This window comes from Salinicoccus halodurans, assembly GCF_900114445.1.
Taxonomy (GTDB): Bacteria; Bacillota; Bacilli; order Staphylococcales; family Salinicoccaceae; genus Salinicoccus; species Salinicoccus halodurans.
This window is the reverse complement of the sequence record NZ_FOTB01000004.1, coordinates 49,360-67,051: the sequence shown is the minus strand read 5'-3', so window position 1 is coordinate 67,051 and position 17,692 is coordinate 49,360. Positions and strand designations below refer to the sequence as shown.

Annotated in this window: 15 protein-coding genes; 9 read left to right on the top strand and 6 right to left on the bottom strand. The window is 52.2% G+C overall.

All coding sequences use genetic code 11. The annotated features are described in order from the left end of the window. Positions 1-246: 246 nt before the first annotated feature. On the top strand, positions 247-1,257 hold the full coding sequence (locus BM271_RS08890) for a nuclease-related domain-containing protein (protein WP_046789568.1): 1,011 nt from the start codon (positions 247-249) through the stop codon (positions 1,255-1,257). 180 nt (positions 1,258-1,437) lie between these two features. Here the strand turns inward: BM271_RS08890 and tatC are convergent, their stop codons facing one another. The 3 genes from tatC to BM271_RS08875 all read right to left on the bottom strand — a co-directional run bounded on the left by tatC (position 1,438) and on the right by BM271_RS08875 (position 4,894). After that, positions 1,438-2,280, bottom strand: a complete 843-nt coding sequence (tatC, locus tag BM271_RS08885; RefSeq protein ID WP_046789569.1) for a twin-arginine translocase subunit TatC — start codon at positions 2,278-2,280, stop codon at positions 1,438-1,440. A 106-nt stretch (positions 2,281-2,386) separates the two neighbouring features. Further along, complete coding sequence (locus BM271_RS08880; protein ID WP_046789570.1) at positions 2,387-4,093, bottom strand: GMC family oxidoreductase; 1,707 nt, start codon at positions 4,091-4,093, stop codon at positions 2,387-2,389. 21 nt (positions 4,094-4,114) lie between these two features. Further along, complete coding sequence (locus tag BM271_RS08875) at positions 4,115-4,894, bottom strand: gluconate 2-dehydrogenase subunit 3 family protein (protein ID WP_046789571.1); 780 nt, start codon at positions 4,892-4,894, stop codon at positions 4,115-4,117. 100 nt (positions 4,895-4,994) lie between these two features. Between BM271_RS08875 and BM271_RS08870 the strand changes: the two genes are divergently transcribed. Further along, complete coding sequence (locus BM271_RS08870) at positions 4,995-5,423, top strand: hypothetical protein (protein ID WP_046789572.1); 429 nt, start codon at positions 4,995-4,997, stop codon at positions 5,421-5,423. Between the two features lie 138 nt (positions 5,424-5,561). Here the strand turns inward: BM271_RS08870 and BM271_RS08865 are convergent, their stop codons facing one another. Beyond that, on the bottom strand, positions 5,562-6,827 hold the full coding sequence (locus BM271_RS08865) for an MFS transporter (protein ID WP_234960517.1): 1,266 nt from the start codon (positions 6,825-6,827) through the stop codon (positions 5,562-5,564). 154 nt (positions 6,828-6,981) lie between these two features. On the opposite strand from BM271_RS08865, the gene BM271_RS08860 reads away from it, so the two are divergent. From BM271_RS08860 to BM271_RS08850, 3 genes are read left to right on the top strand one after another with little or no spacing between them, the layout of a single operon-like run. After that, positions 6,982-8,475, top strand: a complete 1,494-nt coding sequence (locus BM271_RS08860; RefSeq protein WP_046789574.1) for a UDP-N-acetylmuramoyl-L-alanyl-D-glutamate--2,6-diaminopimelate ligase — start codon at positions 6,982-6,984, stop codon at positions 8,473-8,475. After that, a complete protein-coding gene (locus tag BM271_RS08855; protein ID WP_046789575.1) occupies positions 8,456-8,692 on the top strand; it encodes a YueH family protein in 237 nt (78 codons plus the stop codon). Before BM271_RS08860 ends, BM271_RS08855 begins: the two co-directional genes overlap by 20 nt. Positions 8,693-8,702: 10 nt before the next feature. Next, positions 8,703-10,265: a peptide chain release factor 3 gene (locus tag BM271_RS08850; RefSeq protein ID WP_046789576.1), complete on the top strand. Its 1,563-nt coding sequence runs from the start codon at positions 8,703-8,705 to the stop codon at positions 10,263-10,265. A gap of 31 nt (positions 10,266-10,296) precedes the next feature. On the opposite strand, the gene BM271_RS14165 is transcribed toward BM271_RS08850, so the two are convergent. After that, on the bottom strand, positions 10,297-10,554 hold the full coding sequence (locus BM271_RS14165) for a hypothetical protein (protein WP_143544927.1): 258 nt from the start codon (positions 10,552-10,554) through the stop codon (positions 10,297-10,299). Between the two features lie 22 nt (positions 10,555-10,576). Between BM271_RS14165 and BM271_RS08845 the strand changes: the two genes are divergently transcribed. From BM271_RS08845 to BM271_RS08830, 4 genes are all read left to right on the top strand, one after another. Next, on the top strand, positions 10,577-11,362 hold the full coding sequence (locus BM271_RS08845) for a TerC family protein (protein WP_046791425.1): 786 nt from the start codon (positions 10,577-10,579) through the stop codon (positions 11,360-11,362). Between the two features lie 50 nt (positions 11,363-11,412). After that, positions 11,413-13,344 (top strand): trypsin-like peptidase domain-containing protein, encoded by a 1,932-nt coding sequence (locus tag BM271_RS08840; protein ID WP_083413521.1) that lies wholly within the window; start codon positions 11,413-11,415, stop codon positions 13,342-13,344. A 171-nt stretch (positions 13,345-13,515) separates the two neighbouring features. After that, positions 13,516-14,871, top strand: coding sequence for a TrkH family potassium uptake protein (locus BM271_RS08835; RefSeq protein WP_046789577.1), 1,356 nt, complete (start codon positions 13,516-13,518; stop codon positions 14,869-14,871). A gap of 107 nt (positions 14,872-14,978) precedes the next feature. Continuing rightward, the gene (locus BM271_RS08830; protein ID WP_046789578.1) at positions 14,979-15,905 is read left to right on the top strand and encodes a bifunctional UDP-sugar hydrolase/5'-nucleotidase; all 927 of its coding nucleotides are present in this window, start codon (positions 14,979-14,981) and stop codon (positions 15,903-15,905) included. Between the two features lie 474 nt (positions 15,906-16,379). Here the strand turns inward: BM271_RS08830 and BM271_RS08825 are convergent, their stop codons facing one another. Beyond that, complete coding sequence (locus tag BM271_RS08825) at positions 16,380-17,411, bottom strand: nuclease-related domain-containing protein (RefSeq protein WP_046789579.1); 1,032 nt, start codon at positions 17,409-17,411, stop codon at positions 16,380-16,382. Positions 17,412-17,692 lie beyond the last annotated feature (281 nt).

The following is a 17,692-nucleotide window of genomic DNA, read 5'->3' as shown; positions in this document are numbered from 1 at the left end:
CTGGTTTTATTCCAATTTTCTTTTGACGTGAACCAACAGCACCTCCTGGAAAAAAAGCTGCCGTCTTTTCAGTTTATCGGGGTCTGCCTTTCCCGCCAAAAGTTTTCTCGGCATAAAAGAATTTAAGAATTATTACACCTCCTGTTATTGATATATAAGGGTTTATGTGCTGGTGGTTTCTTTTTACAACATTATGTAAAATCAAATCGGCACTTTTCCCCTATATATAGTAAAGGAGGTTTTTTAATGTTTTTGAACAACAGGGAAAAACCAAGGGAACTTCTGTACTATGAAGTGCTGTCCCGGCGTGCTGATCTGACCCGCGATGAGCAGTGGCGCATGCGGAATCTCGCGAGAGGTTTCGCCGGTGAGGCCGAGTATGACAGACTATTCGATGCCGCGGGCCACGGGCGTTTATTAATATACAGAGATCTGTGGATGAAGATTGATAAAGCGGTGCTGCAGGTGGACAGTCTGATTGTGACGGATGATACGCTGATCGTGAATGAAATCAAGAATTACAGCGGAAATTATTTATATAGAGACGGCCGGTGGTTCCAAAACGGCAGGCCGGGCGGCGAGGATCCGTTGGCGCAGGTGTCCCGCACCGCCGGTAAGCTGGTGAGGATGGCCTTCCATCTTCCGTACCGGGTGGCGGTGGAAAAGAAGGTTGTTTTCGTAAATCCGAATCTTGATTTGGAGGTCGGTTCCGACGATGCCGCACAGTTTGCAGTGGGGCGTCCAAAACTGATGCGTTACTTTTCGGACCTCAATCAGATGTACGCGGGAGCTGCAGCTTATAAAAATGCGAATGCACTGCGGAAGTTCTTCATCGACGATCCGATGCCGCTGCCGGTGACGGATGTCCGCCGGCTTAGGGCGGGGAATTATTGTTACGGGTGCGGGAGTTATGAGCTGGAGCATTCGAGATATACAGCAATCTGCAGTCAATGTAATTATGAGGAAACACTGGAAAGGCTTGTGGTGAGGGCTTTAATTGATTTCACTATACTGTTTCCCAAAGAAAAAATGACCAAAGCGAAGATGATTTCATTTACTGACAACCAAATTCATGAAAAACTGCTGAGAAAAGCACTTGTTAAATACTGCAGTAAAACAGGAAGCAGCAGGTCTACATCTTATATTGTGAAAAATCGGGATCTGCACCAATTATTAAAAAATAATGGCTACTCATCAAAATATGAAAAGGATATCGTTTTTAAATTAGGTGAAAATGCTGTTGGCGGGTCTTTTTAAACATATTGGGCAGTTTGCCGGACGTCGGAATTTCCGCGAAGTACAGCAACGTCATTTGCCGGACGTCGGAACAACTGCGAAGTACAGCAACGTCGTTTCCTGGACGTCGGGACATGTGCGACGTCCACATAATCGCAAAACACACAAAACCCCCTGCAAATTTTGCAGGGGGTACACTTTTTATTTTGCGGCTTTCGCAGCCTTCTCTTTTTTCGCAGCTTTCTTCGCCGCACGCCGCTCACGGATCATGACGATGTAGATGCTGATTTCATACAGCACAATCATCGGGCTGACTGTTATCAGATGAGTGAAGAAATCGGGCGGTGCAATCAGTGCGGTGACCACCAGCAGTCCGAAGTATACATATTTCCTCACTTTTTTCATGAGCTGGGCGTCGAGCAGCTCGATGTGATGCAGGAACAGCACGATGACGGGCAGCTGGAATATGAGTCCCATCGGCATCGTCGATATGAGCAGGAAGGCCATGTATTCGTCCGCCGTCACCAGCACCTCGAAGTTCTGTTCGCCCATCTGGATCAGGAAGTAGTAGCTGATCGGGTGGACGACGAAATAGCCGAATGACAATCCGCCGAGGAATAAAATGAACATCAGCGGGAAATAGGCTTTTAAAAACTGCGTCTCTTTTTCAACGAGGCCCGGCCGCATGAACTGCCAGAGGAAGCGGCAGATGAACGGCAGGCTGAGACCAATGCCGAGGGCGCCGGCTGTCCGTATGTAGAACCGGATGACTTCGAACGGTCCCCGCACGATCAGATCATGTCCCTTCGATAGATAGGGGAACCAGTACTGGATGGTCAGAAATATAAGCAGAAAGAAAAACACAAATACGACTGCCGACTTGATCAGCATGCCGCGCAGATCATCCAGGTGTTCAACCAGCGTGGCGTCCGGATCGTCCACAGTGACCCTGCTCCGCTCTTTCGTCTCTTCATAGCCGTCATCGCTGATGGCTTTTATCGTCTCTTTCCTATCATGTCCATTGTCATTTTCATTCGATGCCATTACGTTCACCTTCTTTATCCGTTAAGTTAGCAAAAAGGCATATACGAAAATCTTACGTATATGCCTCACTATACACTATTCCATTTTACTAAATAAAGTTAAGCCTCTACAAGGGGCCGTTATCATCGAGATATCTTTCAATGCCTTCTGCTGCACGGTAGGAGAGTGCACCCACGGTGCCCGTCGGGTTATAGCCGCCGTTGTGCGGGAAGTTCGATCCGCCAATGACGAAAACGTTATCCTCGTCCCACATCTGCAGATAGTTGTTCACAACACTCGTCTCGGGATCCGCACCCATGATGGTACCGCCGACGATGTGATCATTGTGCGCCGGAAGGATGTCGAAATGTTCGCCTAGCGTGGAACGTGTTTTGGCCACCGGATTCATCTGATCGATGACCTCTTCGATGCGGTCTGCGATGAATTCATGCACATTCCTGTCATGATCTGTAATATCATACGTCAGACGCAGAAGCGGCCGGCCGTATTCATCCTTGTAAGTAGGGTCGAGGGACAGGTAGTTGTTCACATACGGCAGTGTGATCATCTGAGCCCATGCACCTGCTGAGCGGTTGTATGCCTTGATGGATTCTGCCTTGAATTCCGCCCCCCAGTTCTTGACGCCGTCAGGGACCGCGTTTTCCAGTATCGGGCGTTTACCCTGCTGCTTCATGGAAATCGAACCGCCGTGGATGAAGTCATGGTCCGTATGGTCGAAATTATCATTGTTGTAGTCATCGATCGTCACGCCGAGTGCACCGGCACCCATTGACATGTTGTACTCCTTATCAAAGAAGCCTGTAACGGACGGCGTGATGTGAAGGCAGTAGTTCTTGCCGACAGATCCTTCTCCGGTTTCCGGGTCATATGCCGTACCGAGGTCGGAGTGAAGGAGCAGTTTCGTGTTGTTCGTCGTATGGCTCGTGATGACGACAACATCCGCCGGCTGGATGTATTCCTTATGCGTGGCCGTATCCACATACAGCACACCGGTCACCCTGCCGCCTTCTTTGATGATCTCAACGACATTGGCACCGGTCTTTATTTCAAAGTTGCCTGTCTCTTTGGCAGTAGGGATCGTCGTGACAATCGGTGAAGCCTTCGCGCCCCATTCACAGCCGAACTTCTCACAGAAACCGCAGTACTGGCACGCAGCGAGCGTCTGTCCGTCGGGATTCGTGTATTCCTCGGACAGGTTGCCGGACGGCGTTCTGAACGGTGTTGCACCCGCCGCCTCACAGGCTGCCTTGAAGTCGGATAATAAAGGCGTCATCTTCATCGGTGGAGTGGGGTACGGTATTTTGCGTTCCGGTCCCATCGGGTTCTGTTCACCGCTGACCCCTGTCGTCTGTTCATACTTTTCATAGTAGGGTTCCAGTTCCTCGTATGTAATGCCCCAATCCTGGATCAGGTAGTCATCCGACAGTTTATCTTCCCCATACTTTTCATCGGTCATGGATTTTATTTCAAAATCATATGGATTGTAGCGCCATGTGTCACCATTCCAGTGGACACCGCCGCCGCCGACATCCGTACCGATCAGGAATGCTCCGAAGCGGCGCATCGGAAGTGCTTCCTCATCCAGTGTATTGCGGTAGGTGATGGTCTCTTTGGAGAGATCCTGCATCATCTCATGGCCGACCACATATCTGTATTCATCGTGGGCGGTCAGGTAATCCTCAGTCGTCTTCTCCTGTCCGCGCTCAAGGCCCAGTACATCTTTGCCCGCTTTGGCAAGCTCAGCCGCAACAATGCTGCCGGCCCAGCCGAGTCCGACAACGACGACTTCTCTTTTATCCAGCGTTTCAGCCATTCATTCGTCCTCCAGTCAATTTTAGTGTGAGATATGTGAAGAAAGGGGTTGCTGCTCTTTGTCGATGAATTCTTCGCTCTCGATTTCGTTTGCATAGCTCATGTAGGCACCCGGGAATTTCTTCATTTCCCAGCCCTTCATGTCGATGTTGCCGCGATACAGCGGGTCTGCATAGGCACCGGACAGTGTGACAAGTCGGAGTTCTTCGAAGAAGTCGCTCGCCTTGAGCCCCGGAATTTCGATTTCATCCTGCTCTATCTGGGTCAGTATATCATCCTGCTGCCCTCCGTCGAGCTCAGGGAACGTTGCATCGAACTGTTCCTGTGCCTGTTCGTTCATCACGCGGATGCCCTCGGAGAATATGTCCATGCGGAGCATCGCATACTGCGGCCCCTGGAAGTCTGTGCCTTCCTTGAAAGGTCCCTTCATATACTCCCGGCTGTTCGAACCGTACCCGGCGGAAAGTTCATGGTCGATGAACCATGCCACGCCGAGTGTTTTGGCACCGGGACCGTTGTCATCCTCAGGGAATATGCGTTCAGCCGCCGCTTCAATCGTCGCAAAGTCCTCCTGCCTCTGGAAGAATTTATATGCTCGTGTATAGTCCGGTGATTCAGCCGCCTGTTCGCCGCCTTCAGATTGCTGGCCTTCGGTGTCTGTTGCGGCCTGCTCCGGTGCTGCCGGATCTTCTTTCAGCAGGGAGCCCAAATATGTCCCGGCAACAAGTGTACCCGTAGCCACACCCGACATCTTCAGGAAATTCCTTCTGGAAAATGATTTTTCCGTTTCATTGTTAGACATATCTTCACCTCTTTAAAATATTGAAATTTTGTGTCATAATAAAGTTGGATACTAAACTAATAATAAATCAATATACTTTTGTAAGCAAGGAGAGAACGAGATGAGAGTGCCGTTGACAAAGATCTCCCGTTATCTTTTCAAGCCGAATCCGAATGTCGACATCAGATATCTGGAAAATGATATTGACGGCCGGATAAAAACCACGGAATTCCTGACGAGGGACGCTGCGGAAGGACTTGATGAGGCCGGCCGTGAGAAGCACCAGGAGTTCATAAGGGACATCGACGAAGAGGTCCAAAAGCAGATGAGACAGGCGAGCTTCTACCGCTATTTCAGCATCGCAGTGATCCTCCTACTGCTGATCCTGCCGACCGTCATACTCGGTTTCTTCGGTGCAGGCAACCTGACGATCATCGTTGGCATCTACTATGCATTCTTCACATACCTGATTGTCGAAGGCTACATCCAGGCCAACCGGAATTATTTCGAAGACCAGCTTTACGCCAAGTTCCAAAAAGAATATTTATAAAAATAAAACCACTTTCCTGCATAACACGGGGAAGTGGTTTTTTGAAAGCTTACATGAAACAGGTATATCACACTGAAAATACCGACAAAAAAACCGGAGCCCCTTCAAAAAAGGATTCCGGTTTCCGCATTTCCACGGCTATTCCGCAGCACTCCGCCATCTCAGTCCGAACAGCACGGCGTAATAGACAAACAGCAGCACGAAGATCAGTCCGCTTGCGAGCAGTGTGGCGTCGACGGTGCCGAACAGGTCGGCCGTCAGTCCGCCGAGCGCCGGGCCGATCATCGCACCGATGCCCTGCACGGAACTGATGACGCCCCATGATTCGGCGCTCTTGTCCTGCATGATCGTGCCGGCGAGATATTTATTCCAAGCAGGCAGCATGATGCCGTAGGACAGCCCGATGAAGCTCGCGATCGCAAAGATCAGCCAGATCGTCTCAAGCGTCGAAAACCACATGATGCCGACGGCATATATCAGGAATCCGCCGCAGATCACAGCAAACGTCAGCCGCACCGAATTGGTGTCGAGCGCCCGGCTCAGCACGGTCATGCTGAAGCCGACCAGGCCGAACACGATGAGGATGAAGAACGTGTACTGGAAATAGTTCAGCGACAATTCAGAAGTGATGTATGTCGGCAGCACAGGCAGCAGCATGCCGACGCCGAGACCCTGCAGCATGATGCCCGGCATGTTTTTCGCATGGTGTTTCAGGATGAACCACGTATCACGGAGCGGCAGACGCTTCTTCCGGCCGCTTCTGTCACGGCGTTTCGAAGATGAGCCGCTATCTTCCGGATCGACGCTGTACACATCATTGCCGACTTTCGCACCCACCGTGTCATCGGCGACCGCCTCCACGACTTCCTTCCGGTTGCCCGGCAGCACGAGGAAGACGAGCAGATTGACGACGAACACGCCGGCCATCGAGAACACCGCTTCTTCCGCGAATATGCCGATCAGGAAGTTCATCGTCACCATCCCGGCGCCGAGCCCGGTCAGCCACGAGAAGAACACGAGACCCATATCGCGCCCGCGGCTCTTCTCCTCGACATTGGACAGTGCCATGATCCATATCGGACAGACGCTGATGCCGAGCAGGCACGCTGCAGCGAGCAGCGTCCAGAAACTCTGGTCGAAGCCGACCGCAACCATTGCGCCGATGCCGATGAAATAGCTCAGCAGCATCGTCCAGACCTCACCGATCTTCCGTATCAGGAAACCGAGCCAGACGTTCGTGACCGAATCGAGCACATAGTGCATCGTGATCACGATCGAGCTCAGTCCGATCGAAATCAGCCCGATCGTCGGCAGGGCGGGCAGATAGCTCAGAATGAACATCCCCCGCACCATCTCGGTCAGGAATAATATTAAAGCGAGTTTCCAAAATCTTTTTTTCTTCAAGTCATTTTTCATCATTTTCACCTTCGTCAATCAGAATTGACACCCCAATCAGATCATGTATAACAATACTTTCCATAAACCGCATCTGTCAATTATCTCTGTCAAACACACCATTAATATTGTATAATATAAAAGTTGAAAGGTGGCAGGAAACATGAATTCGAAGACGCTGATTTCTTTACTGAAAATAAAAACCGCATATGGCGAATTTCCGGACACTGTGACGAACATTACGACGGACTCGCGGGAAGCGGATGCCCGTTCCGTTTTCGTTGCACTGCGCGGACACCAGGTCGACGGATACAACTTCATCCCGAAAGCAGTCGAAGCCGGATGCCGCTTCATCGTGACGGACCGCTACATCGGCCTGCCTGAAGATGCAGGACTGCTCATCGTCAAAGATCCGTCCAAAGTGGCGGCGCTTTTTGCCGAGTACATCTTCGGCTTCCCGCACGAGAGCCAGACGATGATCGGCGTGACGGGCACGAACGGCAAGACGACCGTGGCGACGATGATCCACAACCTGAGCCGCTCGCTCGGCAAGAACAGCGCGTACCTCGGGACGAACGGATTCATGATCAATGAAGACCGCTACGACAGCATCAATACGACGCCGGAAACGACGAAGCTGCACAAGCGCTTAAAAGAAGCCAACGACGCAGAGACGGAAGTCTTCACGATGGAAGTCTCATCGCATGCACTGAAGCTCGGCCGGACGTTCGGCATCGATTACGACATCACCATCTTCACGAACCTTACCCAGGATCACCTGGACTTCCATAACACCATGGATGAGTACGGCTACGTGAAAGGGCTGCTGTTCTCCCAGATGGGGCAGAACGTGCGCGACCGTAAATACATCATAGTGAACAACGACGACCCGTGGTCGGAACGCTACAGCGCCATGACGCCGCATGAAGTCATCTCCTACGGCATGGACAGCGGGGCGGACTTCTGGCCGTCGGACATCGAAGGGACGCTCGAAGGGTTCAACTTTACACTCAATACCCCGGACGGGCCGTTCCATATCAATTCGCCGTTCATCGGCTACTTCAACATCCAGAACCTGATGTGTGCCGTCATCAGCGAATGGCTGCAGGGCTATAAGCTCGCCCGCATCGCGGGGGCGGTCGCCCATATGGAACCGGTCGAGGGCCGGCTTGAAGTGCTCGATCCGGAACTGCCGGTCGACATCGTCATCGATTTCGCCCATACACCGGACGCGCTGGATAAAATCATCGACACGATAGAACCCTTCGTCACCGGCCGCCTGATCTTCCTTGTCGGCATGACGGGGGAGCGGGACATGACGAAAGCAAAAGAGATGGGACAGATCTCAACCCGCGCCGACTATGCGATATTCACACCGGACAATCCGGCCAACGATGACCCGGAAATGCTGGTCAAAGCGCTTGAAGCAGGCGCGGTGCACGAGAACTACCGTTCCTTCACCGACCGGGAGGCGGGCATCCGGCACGCCGTGGAAATCTCCGCACCCGGAGACACGATCGTGCTGGCTTGCAAGGGCCGCGAACCGTACCAAATCATGGAAGATTACGTTAAAGTGCCGCACCGCGATGACCTGATAGCACTGGACGCCGCGTACCGCAGATACAGGAGCGATGAATATGCAGCAGACGAAGATTGACATCGGCGGCGCGACCGCACCCGCCTATATATACGACAATGATAAAGAGACATACATCATCAGCATACCGTACATCAATTTCAGCCTGGAACTGAGCCAGGCACTGCCGCGTGAAGACGCCGAGGACGAAATCATCGCACATCTCTTCCATATGATGGACGAGGACGAGTGCGCCGAAATCGCCGGCACGCTCATGGACGCAGCAGACAAACAGTAAGGAGATTTTTATGAATTTGACACAGGAAATAGAAAAAAGGAAGACGTTTGCCATCATCTCCCACCCGGATGCCGGGAAGACGACGCTCACGGAGAAGCTCCTCCTGTTCGGCGGCGCCATCCGCGAAGCGGGGACCGTGAAGGGCAAGAAATCGAACAAGTTCGCAACTTCCGACTGGATGAAAGTCGAGCAGGAACGCGGCATCAGTGTGACAAGTTCCGTCATGCAGTTTGATTTCGACGGCTACAAGATCAACATCCTCGATACCCCGGGGCACGAGGACTTCTCGGAGGATACATACCGTACACTCATGGCGGTGGACTCCGCCGTCATGGTCATCGATGCGGCCAAGGGAATCGAGCCCCAGACGCTCAAGCTCTTCAAAGTATGTAAAATGCGCGGTATCCCGATCTTCACGTTCATCAACAAGCTCGACCGCATGGGCAAAGAGCCGTTCGAACTGCTTGAGGAGATCGAATCGACACTCGAGATCGAAACGTATCCGATGACATGGCCGGTCGGAATGGGCCAGAGCTTCTTCGGCATCATCAACCGCAAGGATCGTACCATCAACCCGTACAGGGAGGAAGAAAAGCTCCAGTTGACGGATGACTACGGACTAAAAGAAAATCATCCGATCGAAGCGGATGAAGCATTCCAGACAGCAGTGGAGGAATTCATGCTGGTTGAGGAAGCGGGCGACGACTTCGATAAGGAGAAAATCTCGACAGGGGACCTGACACCGGTCTTCTTCGGTTCCGCACTCTCCACGTTCGGCATCGAGGAATTCCTCGGTACGTATGTCGACTTCGCACCGATGCCGACGTCAAGGCAGACGAAGGAGGATACTGAAATCGAACCGCTGGATGATGCATTCACCGGCTTCATCTTCAAGATCCAGGCCAACATGGACCCGCGCCACCGCGACAGGCTCGCATTCATGCGCATCGTGTCCGGGAAATTCACGCGCGGCATGGACGCCACACTCGCGCGGACCGGCAGGAAGTCGAAAGTGTCGAGAGCCACGATGTTCATGGCCGACGACACCGAAACGGTGAACGAAGCCTACGCGGGCGACATCATCGGCCTCTATGATACGGGCACCTACCAGATCGGCGATACGCTGTACGGCCCGGGTGCCAAAAAGGTCGAGTTCGAGGCACTGCCGCAGTTCACGCCGGAACTGTTCATGAAAGTGTCAGCCAAGAACGTCATGAAGCAGAAGCACTTCTACAAGGGCATCGAACAGCTCGTGCAGGAAGGGACCATCCAGTACTACAAGACGATGCATACGAATCAGCCGATACTGGGCGCGGTCGGACAGCTCCAGTTCGAGGTGTTCGAACACCGCATGAAGAACGAGTACAACACGGACGTCATCATGGAGCCGGTCGGCAAGAAGATCGCCCGCTGGGTCGAAAACGAGGAAGACATCAGGGAATCGATGAATTCGCCTCGGTCCAACCTGGTGCTCGACCGCTACGACCGGAAGGTATTTTTATTCGAAAATGAATTCGCCACACGGTGGTTCACGGACAAATATCCTGAAATAAAATTATACAGCATGCTGTAGTGAATTCACTTTACTTTTATGGGCGTTTGCTTTATATTAAATGATGACTTATGAAAGTGACAAAAATAAGCACAGCACCTTTCCCGGCAGCGGACGGAAACCACGGGTTTTCAAAACCTGCCATCGGAGAAGGGGAGTAACGGATGGGGCGACCCATCAATGCATCGTCATTACGGAGAAATCCCGGTGCATTGAGCAATGTTGATGCATTGTATCGTGAGACCTTGGCCGAATCTGCACGCAGACGTGCGCGGATTCCGGCTCCGGGTCTCTTTTTTGTTGCAGTCAATAATTTTTCAGGAGGAATTTTTATGGATTTTGCAGTATTACTCGAGTATTCATGGGTACTTATCGTTCTTATCGTGCTCGAAGGCCTGCTCGCGGCGGACAACGCTGTCGTCCTTGCAGTGATGGTCAAGCACCTGGATCCGGAAAAGCGTAAAAAGGCGCTCTTCTACGGACTTTTCGGTGCGTTCGTATTCCGTATGATCGCAATTCTTTTACTTGTCTTTCTCGTACAGTGGTGGTGGATGCAGGCACTCGGTGCACTGTACCTCTTCTACGTATCAATATCGCATCTCGTCAAGATAAAACAGGGGCAGACCGATCAGGAAGAACTGGAGGAAGTTGCGCAGAAGCAAAAAGGCAGCGGCTTCTGGATGACAGTGTTCAAAGTCGAACTCGCCGACATCGCGTTTGCGATCGACTCCATCCTGGCAGCCGCGGCAATCGCGCTTGCACTGCCTGAAATCGGCGGCGACATCTTCGGCGTCAATGCCGGACAGTATACGGTCATGCTCATCGGCGGTCTGATCGGTGTCATCATCATGAGGTTCTTTGCGACATGGTTCGTCGAGATCCTCCAGAAAAAACCGGGCCTCGAGATAGCGGCATTCGTCATTGTCGGGTGGGTCGGCGTAAAACTGGCAGTGCTTACACTGGCGCATGATCAGATTGGCATCCTCCCGCATGACTTCCCGCATTCCACAACATGGAAGCTCATCTTCTGGGCAGTCATGATCATCATCATCGCTGTCGGCTGGTTCTCAAGCAAGAATGACGACGGTGGCGGCAAAACAGTGGAAAGCAACTATTAAAGCCTTTATAATGTAACTTAAGTTCATTTTTTTGACAGGAGGCGTCGCACTTGGAAAGAGGAGAGAAACACATTATTCCGAGAGAACAGTATCGCCGCAAACGCAGAGTGTTTTCAGAAGAAGATAGCCGTCCGGCGGACGGAAGGGAATTCGGACCGGATGAATCCCCCCGGGAGCAGGCGCGCCGCCAGCAGGAAGCAGAGCGCATGCGTGAATCCCAGAGCGGCCCCGAAGCCCGCAGGAATGGTAACGGGAATGAAGACCGTACAGCCGGAGACAGCGCATCTGCCGGCAGTTCCGGAAGGCCCGGAGATGACGATCTGAACCCGCCGCTCGGCACCGGCAATGCACGCGGTGACAACCCGGACGGGCGTGGGAGCGCTATTCCGGAGGAGGATCCGAATCTGGAGCCATATACCGATCCGGACTTGAACCCGAACCAGAATCCGCAGCCGAACCCGGATGCGGGTCCTGACCGGGAACCCGGCACGGATCCTGCAAAGAACGCGAGTCCGACCCCCGACCCGAATCGGCCGACCCAGGAGCAGAAGGGCGAAGCTGATCCCGATCGTGACTACGGTCCGGGGGAGAGCGGCTACGAAGACCGCTCCGCACCGGCCGGCGGCGTTGGTGTGATACCGGCGGGCAACGACGGCGGGGACAATATCGGCCCGAACGAGCCGGACCGCACCCAGAGAGACGGCGACGGCAATCCGCCGGGGAATGACGGAAAAGGCTCAGGCGGCGGACGACGCAAAGGCTGCCTCGGTGCACTGCTGCTTCCGCTCATCATGGGGGCGCTCGGCGCCCTCGCTGTAATCCTTTTATTCAACTTCTTCGGTGACGGGGGCGAAGACGGCGGCACCGGCATCCAGGAAGGCGAGCAGACGGCCGTCGAATCTGACCAGGAGGCAATGTCGGATCAGGCCCGCGAAGAGATCGACAACATCAAGGAGCAGATCCAGGAAGACAGCGGCAACACTGAAAAAGAAGTGACGGATACGACTGCTGCCATCCAGAAGGCGAAGCAGTCCGTAGTTTCGGTCATCAATCTGCAGAAGGCCGGCCAGTTCATGCCGGGGATGACGGAAAATTCGGAAGCAGAACCGGAGGAAGCGGGCACAGGCTCGGGTGTCATCTACAAACTGACGGATGACAAGGCATACATCGTCACGAACAACCACGTTGTGGAAGGTGCCGAAGAGCTCCAGGTCAACCTGGAATCCGGTGAACAGCTTTCCGCGTCAATCGTCGGCGCTGACGTATGGACCGATCTTGCGGTGCTTGAAGTCGACCGCGGTGAGATCGACAGCGCGATCGAGTTTGCCAACAGCGATGAACTGCTCGTCGGCGAAACTGCCATCGCAATCGGTTCACCGCTCGGAGAAGCGTTCTCCGGCTCCGTATCCCGCGGCATCGTTTCCGGCCTTGACCGCAGCGTGCCTGTCGATATCGACGGCGACGGCAACTATGACTGGGAAGCCAACGTTATCCAGACCGACGCGGCGATCAACCCGGGTAACTCCGGCGGTGCACTCGTCAACGCCAGCGGCAACCTGATCGGCATCAACTCGATGAAGATCAGCATGCCGACCGTTGAAGGCATCGGATTCGCGATCCCGTCCAACGAAGTCAAGGAGATCGTGACGCAGCTCGAGGAGAACGGCGAAGTCACACGCCCTTATCTCGGCATCCAGCTGCAGGACCTGTACACGGTGCCGGCTGAAATACTGGTCGGTGAGATGAACCTCCCTGAAGACGTCACAGAAGGCGTCATCGTGAGCAACGTCCAGGAAGGCACACCGGCGGCAGACGCCGGACTCCAGCAGTATGACGTCATCGTGAGCCTAGACGGCGAAGCGATACCGAACATGCTGGAACTCCGTAAATACCTGTACTATGAAAAGGAAAAAGGCGAAGAAATGACGATAGAGTACTACAGAAACGGTGAACTCCAGGAGACGACAGTCACTCTGGAGTAAGCTTTCAGACCGGCCGGGAGGCCGGTTTTTTCTTTTGTTGAAGAAAATCCGGGTATCCGCGCGAAAACGGGTATGGATGTAATTAGCGGGATGTCCAGGTTCTCTTCAAAATTGGGATGTTTTTTGAAATTATTTTTTGTATACTGGATGTAATCGAAAGAAGGTGCATCGATGCTTAAATGGTTTAAAGAGTTTTTCTACAAGATGAGTCCCCAGCGATGGATATTCGTCTACTACCTGCTGGCTCTGTTCATCGCCACGATATTTTTAAGTTTTCCTCTATTCTACCGTGGTATAAAAGACATCCAGCTGATCGACACAGTATTCGTGGCCGCCTCGGCATTATCCGTGACAGGGCTCACTCCGGTGAGCATTTCGGAAACATTCAACGGCGGCGGATACATCGTGATCATGCTGATCATGAACCTCGGCGGCATCGGCATCATGGCGCTCGGCACACTCATCTGGGTGTTCTTCGGCCGCCGCATTGGTCTCCGTGAACGCATGCAGATCATGGTCGACAACAACCAGGTAAAGATGGCCGGCGCCGTCAAACTGGTCGTGGAAATATTCAAGACACTGATTTTCATCGAGGTCGTCGGCGCATTCATATATGTCATCTATTTCATGAATATTTCCGGCGACATCGGCTATTCACTCATGACGGGAATCTTCCTGTCCGTTTCCGCCACGACCAATGCCGGTATGGCACTGTTCGATAATTCATTGATAGAATATACGGAAAGCTATTTTCTGCAGTTCGTCGTCATGCTGCAGATCATGTCAGGCGCCATCGGGTTCCCCGTGCTGATAGAACTCCGCGAGTATTTCAGCAGGCGGCAGAAAAAGTTCCGCTTCTCGCTGTTCACCAAGGTGACGACATCGACATACGGCCTGCTGCTCGCGGTCGGTACGTTCTTCATATTCGTCATGGAATCACAGAATTATTTTCAAAACGATTCATGGTTCAAAACGCTCTCGAACAGCTTCTTCGCCTCGTCCACCACCCGGAGCGGGGGACTGACGACGGTCGATCCTGCATTTTTCGCCGACGGCACACAGGTCGTCATGAGCGGACTCATGTTCATCGGCGCGAGCCCGAGCTCCGCCGGAGGCGGCATCCGGACGACGACATTTGCGCTGCTGATTTTGTTCCTGATCGCATTCAGCCGTGGCCGCGAGCGGGTTAACGTATTCAACCGGGAGATTGCACAGGAGGATATGCGTCGCGCATTCGCCGTCGTATCACTCGCAGTGCTGCTCGTATTTTCAGGCATCGTGTCCATCGTCGTGATTGAGGACAGCAGATTCGACCTGATCGATGTCATATTCGAAGTCACCAGCGCCTTCGGGACATGCGGACTGTCCACCGGCATCACCGATGACTTGAGCGCACCGAGCAAAGTCATCATCATGATGTTCATGTTCATCGGGCGCATCGGCTTCATCTCATTCCTGTTCAGCATCGGCGGCCGCCAGCACGAACTGCCTTACCACTACCCGAAAGAGCGGATTTTGATCGGCTAGGGGTTTTTATTGGCAGAATGGGTTTTGGATGAATAAAAGTCCCGCAGGAAACGGGACGTAGTTTTGAATGAAAGTTTCGGAATACGAAGTCAGGAAAGGAGCATTCCATGCAGGAGTTTTTCAGCATCAGCCTCATCATCACCCAGCACCTGAACCGGTCGCTCGGCGGCCGGCAGGGGGTCAGCCTGTCCAAAGTGTCGAGGTACAAACGCGGTTTGTCGCACGAAGAGAATACGCACATTCTGCTGTGTGATCTGGGCGGCTCGCTCGGCATCGACCAGGATTTTTCAAAACCCCGCAATCCGGCCATCACATGCATGAACTATATGATGTACGATTTCGGCGTGTTCAACCATCAGGATCTCTCAAACGTGTCGAAGCTGCGGCGCGCGCTGAGTTTTTCCAGTTTCCCCTGGATGAACTGCAACGTCACCCATCCGATGACAAAAGAGCCCTTTTTCGGCGAACCGTATAATGTTTTCAACATCAACGGCATGAAACTCGTCGTCCTCTCCGGCTACGGCGGGACATTCATTCCCGAGGAGAAGGCCAAAAATCCGAACCTGCACATCTCAGGCCTCGGCAGTTCTGTGAAGCGGTGGCTCCGTTATATATATGACTCGGTCGACCCCGACTATGTCATCGTCTGCATCTCTGACTGGAGCGATGAAATCGACGAAGTCCTCCAGGATATGGAAGGCGTCGGCATGCTCGTCACCGGCAGCCATCTTCAGGAAGCGGGCGGTGATGGTGAGGAATCCAGTGACGCCGGCGGTAATGGCATGACCGGCAATGCCGTCCTCAGCCCGAGGATCAGCGCCTCCCAGTACGAAACATACAGTGTACCGGAAGAGGGAACCGTCCCGCTTTACCACCACCGTCACAACAGCCAGGTCATGCACATCTCATTGAACTTCAAAACCCGCACCAGCACATACGAATACTTAGGCCACTCCGTTTCCCTGATCGACCAGGAAGTCTCTCAGCTCAGCGAAGACTATAACCTCCTCGATCTGGTGCATTACCATCTGTAGGAGTGGGGCGACCGCAGACATCCTTATGGAGTCTGCGGTTTTTTGGTGTTCAGGCTTCGAGCGCGGCAGGGTGTGCGGAATTTGCAGGTTTTGATGCAGGGCGTGGGGGGTTGTTTCCTGGAAATCCCGAAAAAACGGCGTGCCTTACTATCGATTTTTGATCGAAACTAAGAGCAATGCTCTCTCTTATTATTGATTGCAGATCGACAATAAGACAATGGGCGCTCTTATCATGGAAAACTGACCGATAATAAGAGGCACTCTCTCAATTGTTATTGATTTTGAATCGACGATAAGGCAGACGTTTCTCTTATGATGGAAAGCCAATCGATAATAAGAGACGCTATCCCAATTGCCTTTGATTTTAAATCGAAGATAAGCGGGAGTCATCTCTTATCATTGAATAAAAATCGTCAATAAGAGAAAGCTTGTACCTCATCAAAGATCTTAAATCGATAATAAGGCAGCATTCCTTTACAGGAAATTCGCCTGCAGTTTATGCGCTCTGGGATGCGTTTCGAACATAAAGTCGGGGTCATGTTCATAATACGAAGAATAACCGCCTGCCTTTAAAATTTTCTTTGAATCTTTGTCCGTAATCTGATAGTAGGTACGGGAACTGTTAGGCACAATTGAAAAATATTTCTTCATCAGCCGCTGTGTTCTCTGCAAATTAACTGAACCACCCAAAAAATCTGCAATCCTTTTCTTAGTCACCACTTCATCCGGAAATAAAACGGCATACTCAACGACAGAACGCACAATCAGCCTTTCCACTGTTTCGGAATATCCGCATTCCCGGCATACGGTATTGAATCTTTTCATTTCAATATCATATCCCCCGCATTTCCAACAGTTCACCCCAGGTTTCAACCGGGTATAATCAGTTTCCGGAACAGGGTAGGGATCCTCTATGATACGCCCCGAAATTTCTTCGGCGAGAACTTTGGCGGAGCGCCCGGATGTATTATTCCCCAGGCTGCGGAAGTACTGTTTCAGCCGGTTCCGCATTACAAATAGATTCATGCTGCCGGCGCCGGCGTCACCGGAACTGAAGATGAAATACGGATTGATGAAAATGATCTCTTTTTGAATTACAAACTGGAAGCCGGATTCATTGCGAAGCTTCACAAGCTTGCCGGCGGCACGGTTAACCTGGCTGACCGGATCCTCGGAGATCTGACGCCCCCGCACTTTCCAGACCGAATTTTCATATGAGTAATTGCCGCTGTAATTTTTGATTTCGTTGACGATGATGGTCGCATCGGCAATAATCAGCGTATCGAATTGGACATCGCTATTGTCAATGCGGAGCCAGATATCGCGGAAAACATGCAGACTATCGTGTCCCACTTCATCCAGCACGCCATCATAATCACACTCGCCCCGGAATCCGGAGCGGTACCGCGCAAGATCCGCCGCCTCTTTCTTATCGAGTTTCGTCCTGCCTGCCAAAGTTTCCAAGTATAGATGCTGTTTCGATTTGTTCCTCTCTGTGATAAACATGACTGCCTCCCTGATTTTCAGAATAAAAAACCCTTCACCCTATATATAGGTAAAATTGGCCAATTTGATCTTTTCAGAAATAAAAAAGCAGATTTCGCAAATCCGCTACACTTTCGACCGATGATCGCGGGGTTTTTGAAAAATCTGGAAAACATCACAGGAACCCCGCTATTGACAAATGCAATCCAATATAAAAACACCCCGGCCTCTCACTTAAGAGAAACCGGGGCGGTCATCAGAATCACAGATGCAAAGACTACATCCATGAATAACTTCAATAT

Coding starts and splice junctions, on each gene's coding strand:
- BM271_RS08890 (WP_046789568.1), top strand. CDS start 247: ATGTTTTTGAACAACAGGGAAAAACCAAGGGAACTTCTGTACTATGAA.
- tatC (WP_046789569.1), bottom strand. CDS start 2,280: ATGGCATCGAATGAAAATGACAATGGACATGATAGGAAAGAGACGATA.
- BM271_RS08880 (WP_046789570.1), bottom strand. CDS start 4,093: ATGGCTGAAACGCTGGATAAAAGAGAAGTCGTCGTTGTCGGACTCGGC.
- BM271_RS08875 (WP_046789571.1), bottom strand. CDS start 4,894: ATGTCTAACAATGAAACGGAAAAATCATTTTCCAGAAGGAATTTCCTG.
- BM271_RS08870 (WP_046789572.1), top strand. CDS start 4,995: ATGAGAGTGCCGTTGACAAAGATCTCCCGTTATCTTTTCAAGCCGAAT.
- BM271_RS08860 (WP_046789574.1), top strand. CDS start 6,982: ATGAATTCGAAGACGCTGATTTCTTTACTGAAAATAAAAACCGCATAT.
- BM271_RS08855 (WP_046789575.1), top strand. CDS start 8,456: ATGCAGCAGACGAAGATTGACATCGGCGGCGCGACCGCACCCGCCTAT.
- BM271_RS08850 (WP_046789576.1), top strand. CDS start 8,703: ATGAATTTGACACAGGAAATAGAAAAAAGGAAGACGTTTGCCATCATC.
- BM271_RS08845 (WP_046791425.1), top strand. CDS start 10,577: ATGGATTTTGCAGTATTACTCGAGTATTCATGGGTACTTATCGTTCTT.
- BM271_RS08835 (WP_046789577.1), top strand. CDS start 13,516: ATGCTTAAATGGTTTAAAGAGTTTTTCTACAAGATGAGTCCCCAGCGA.
- BM271_RS08830 (WP_046789578.1), top strand. CDS start 14,979: ATGCAGGAGTTTTTCAGCATCAGCCTCATCATCACCCAGCACCTGAAC.
- BM271_RS08825 (WP_046789579.1), bottom strand. CDS start 17,411: ATGTTTATCACAGAGAGGAACAAATCGAAACAGCATCTATACTTGGAA.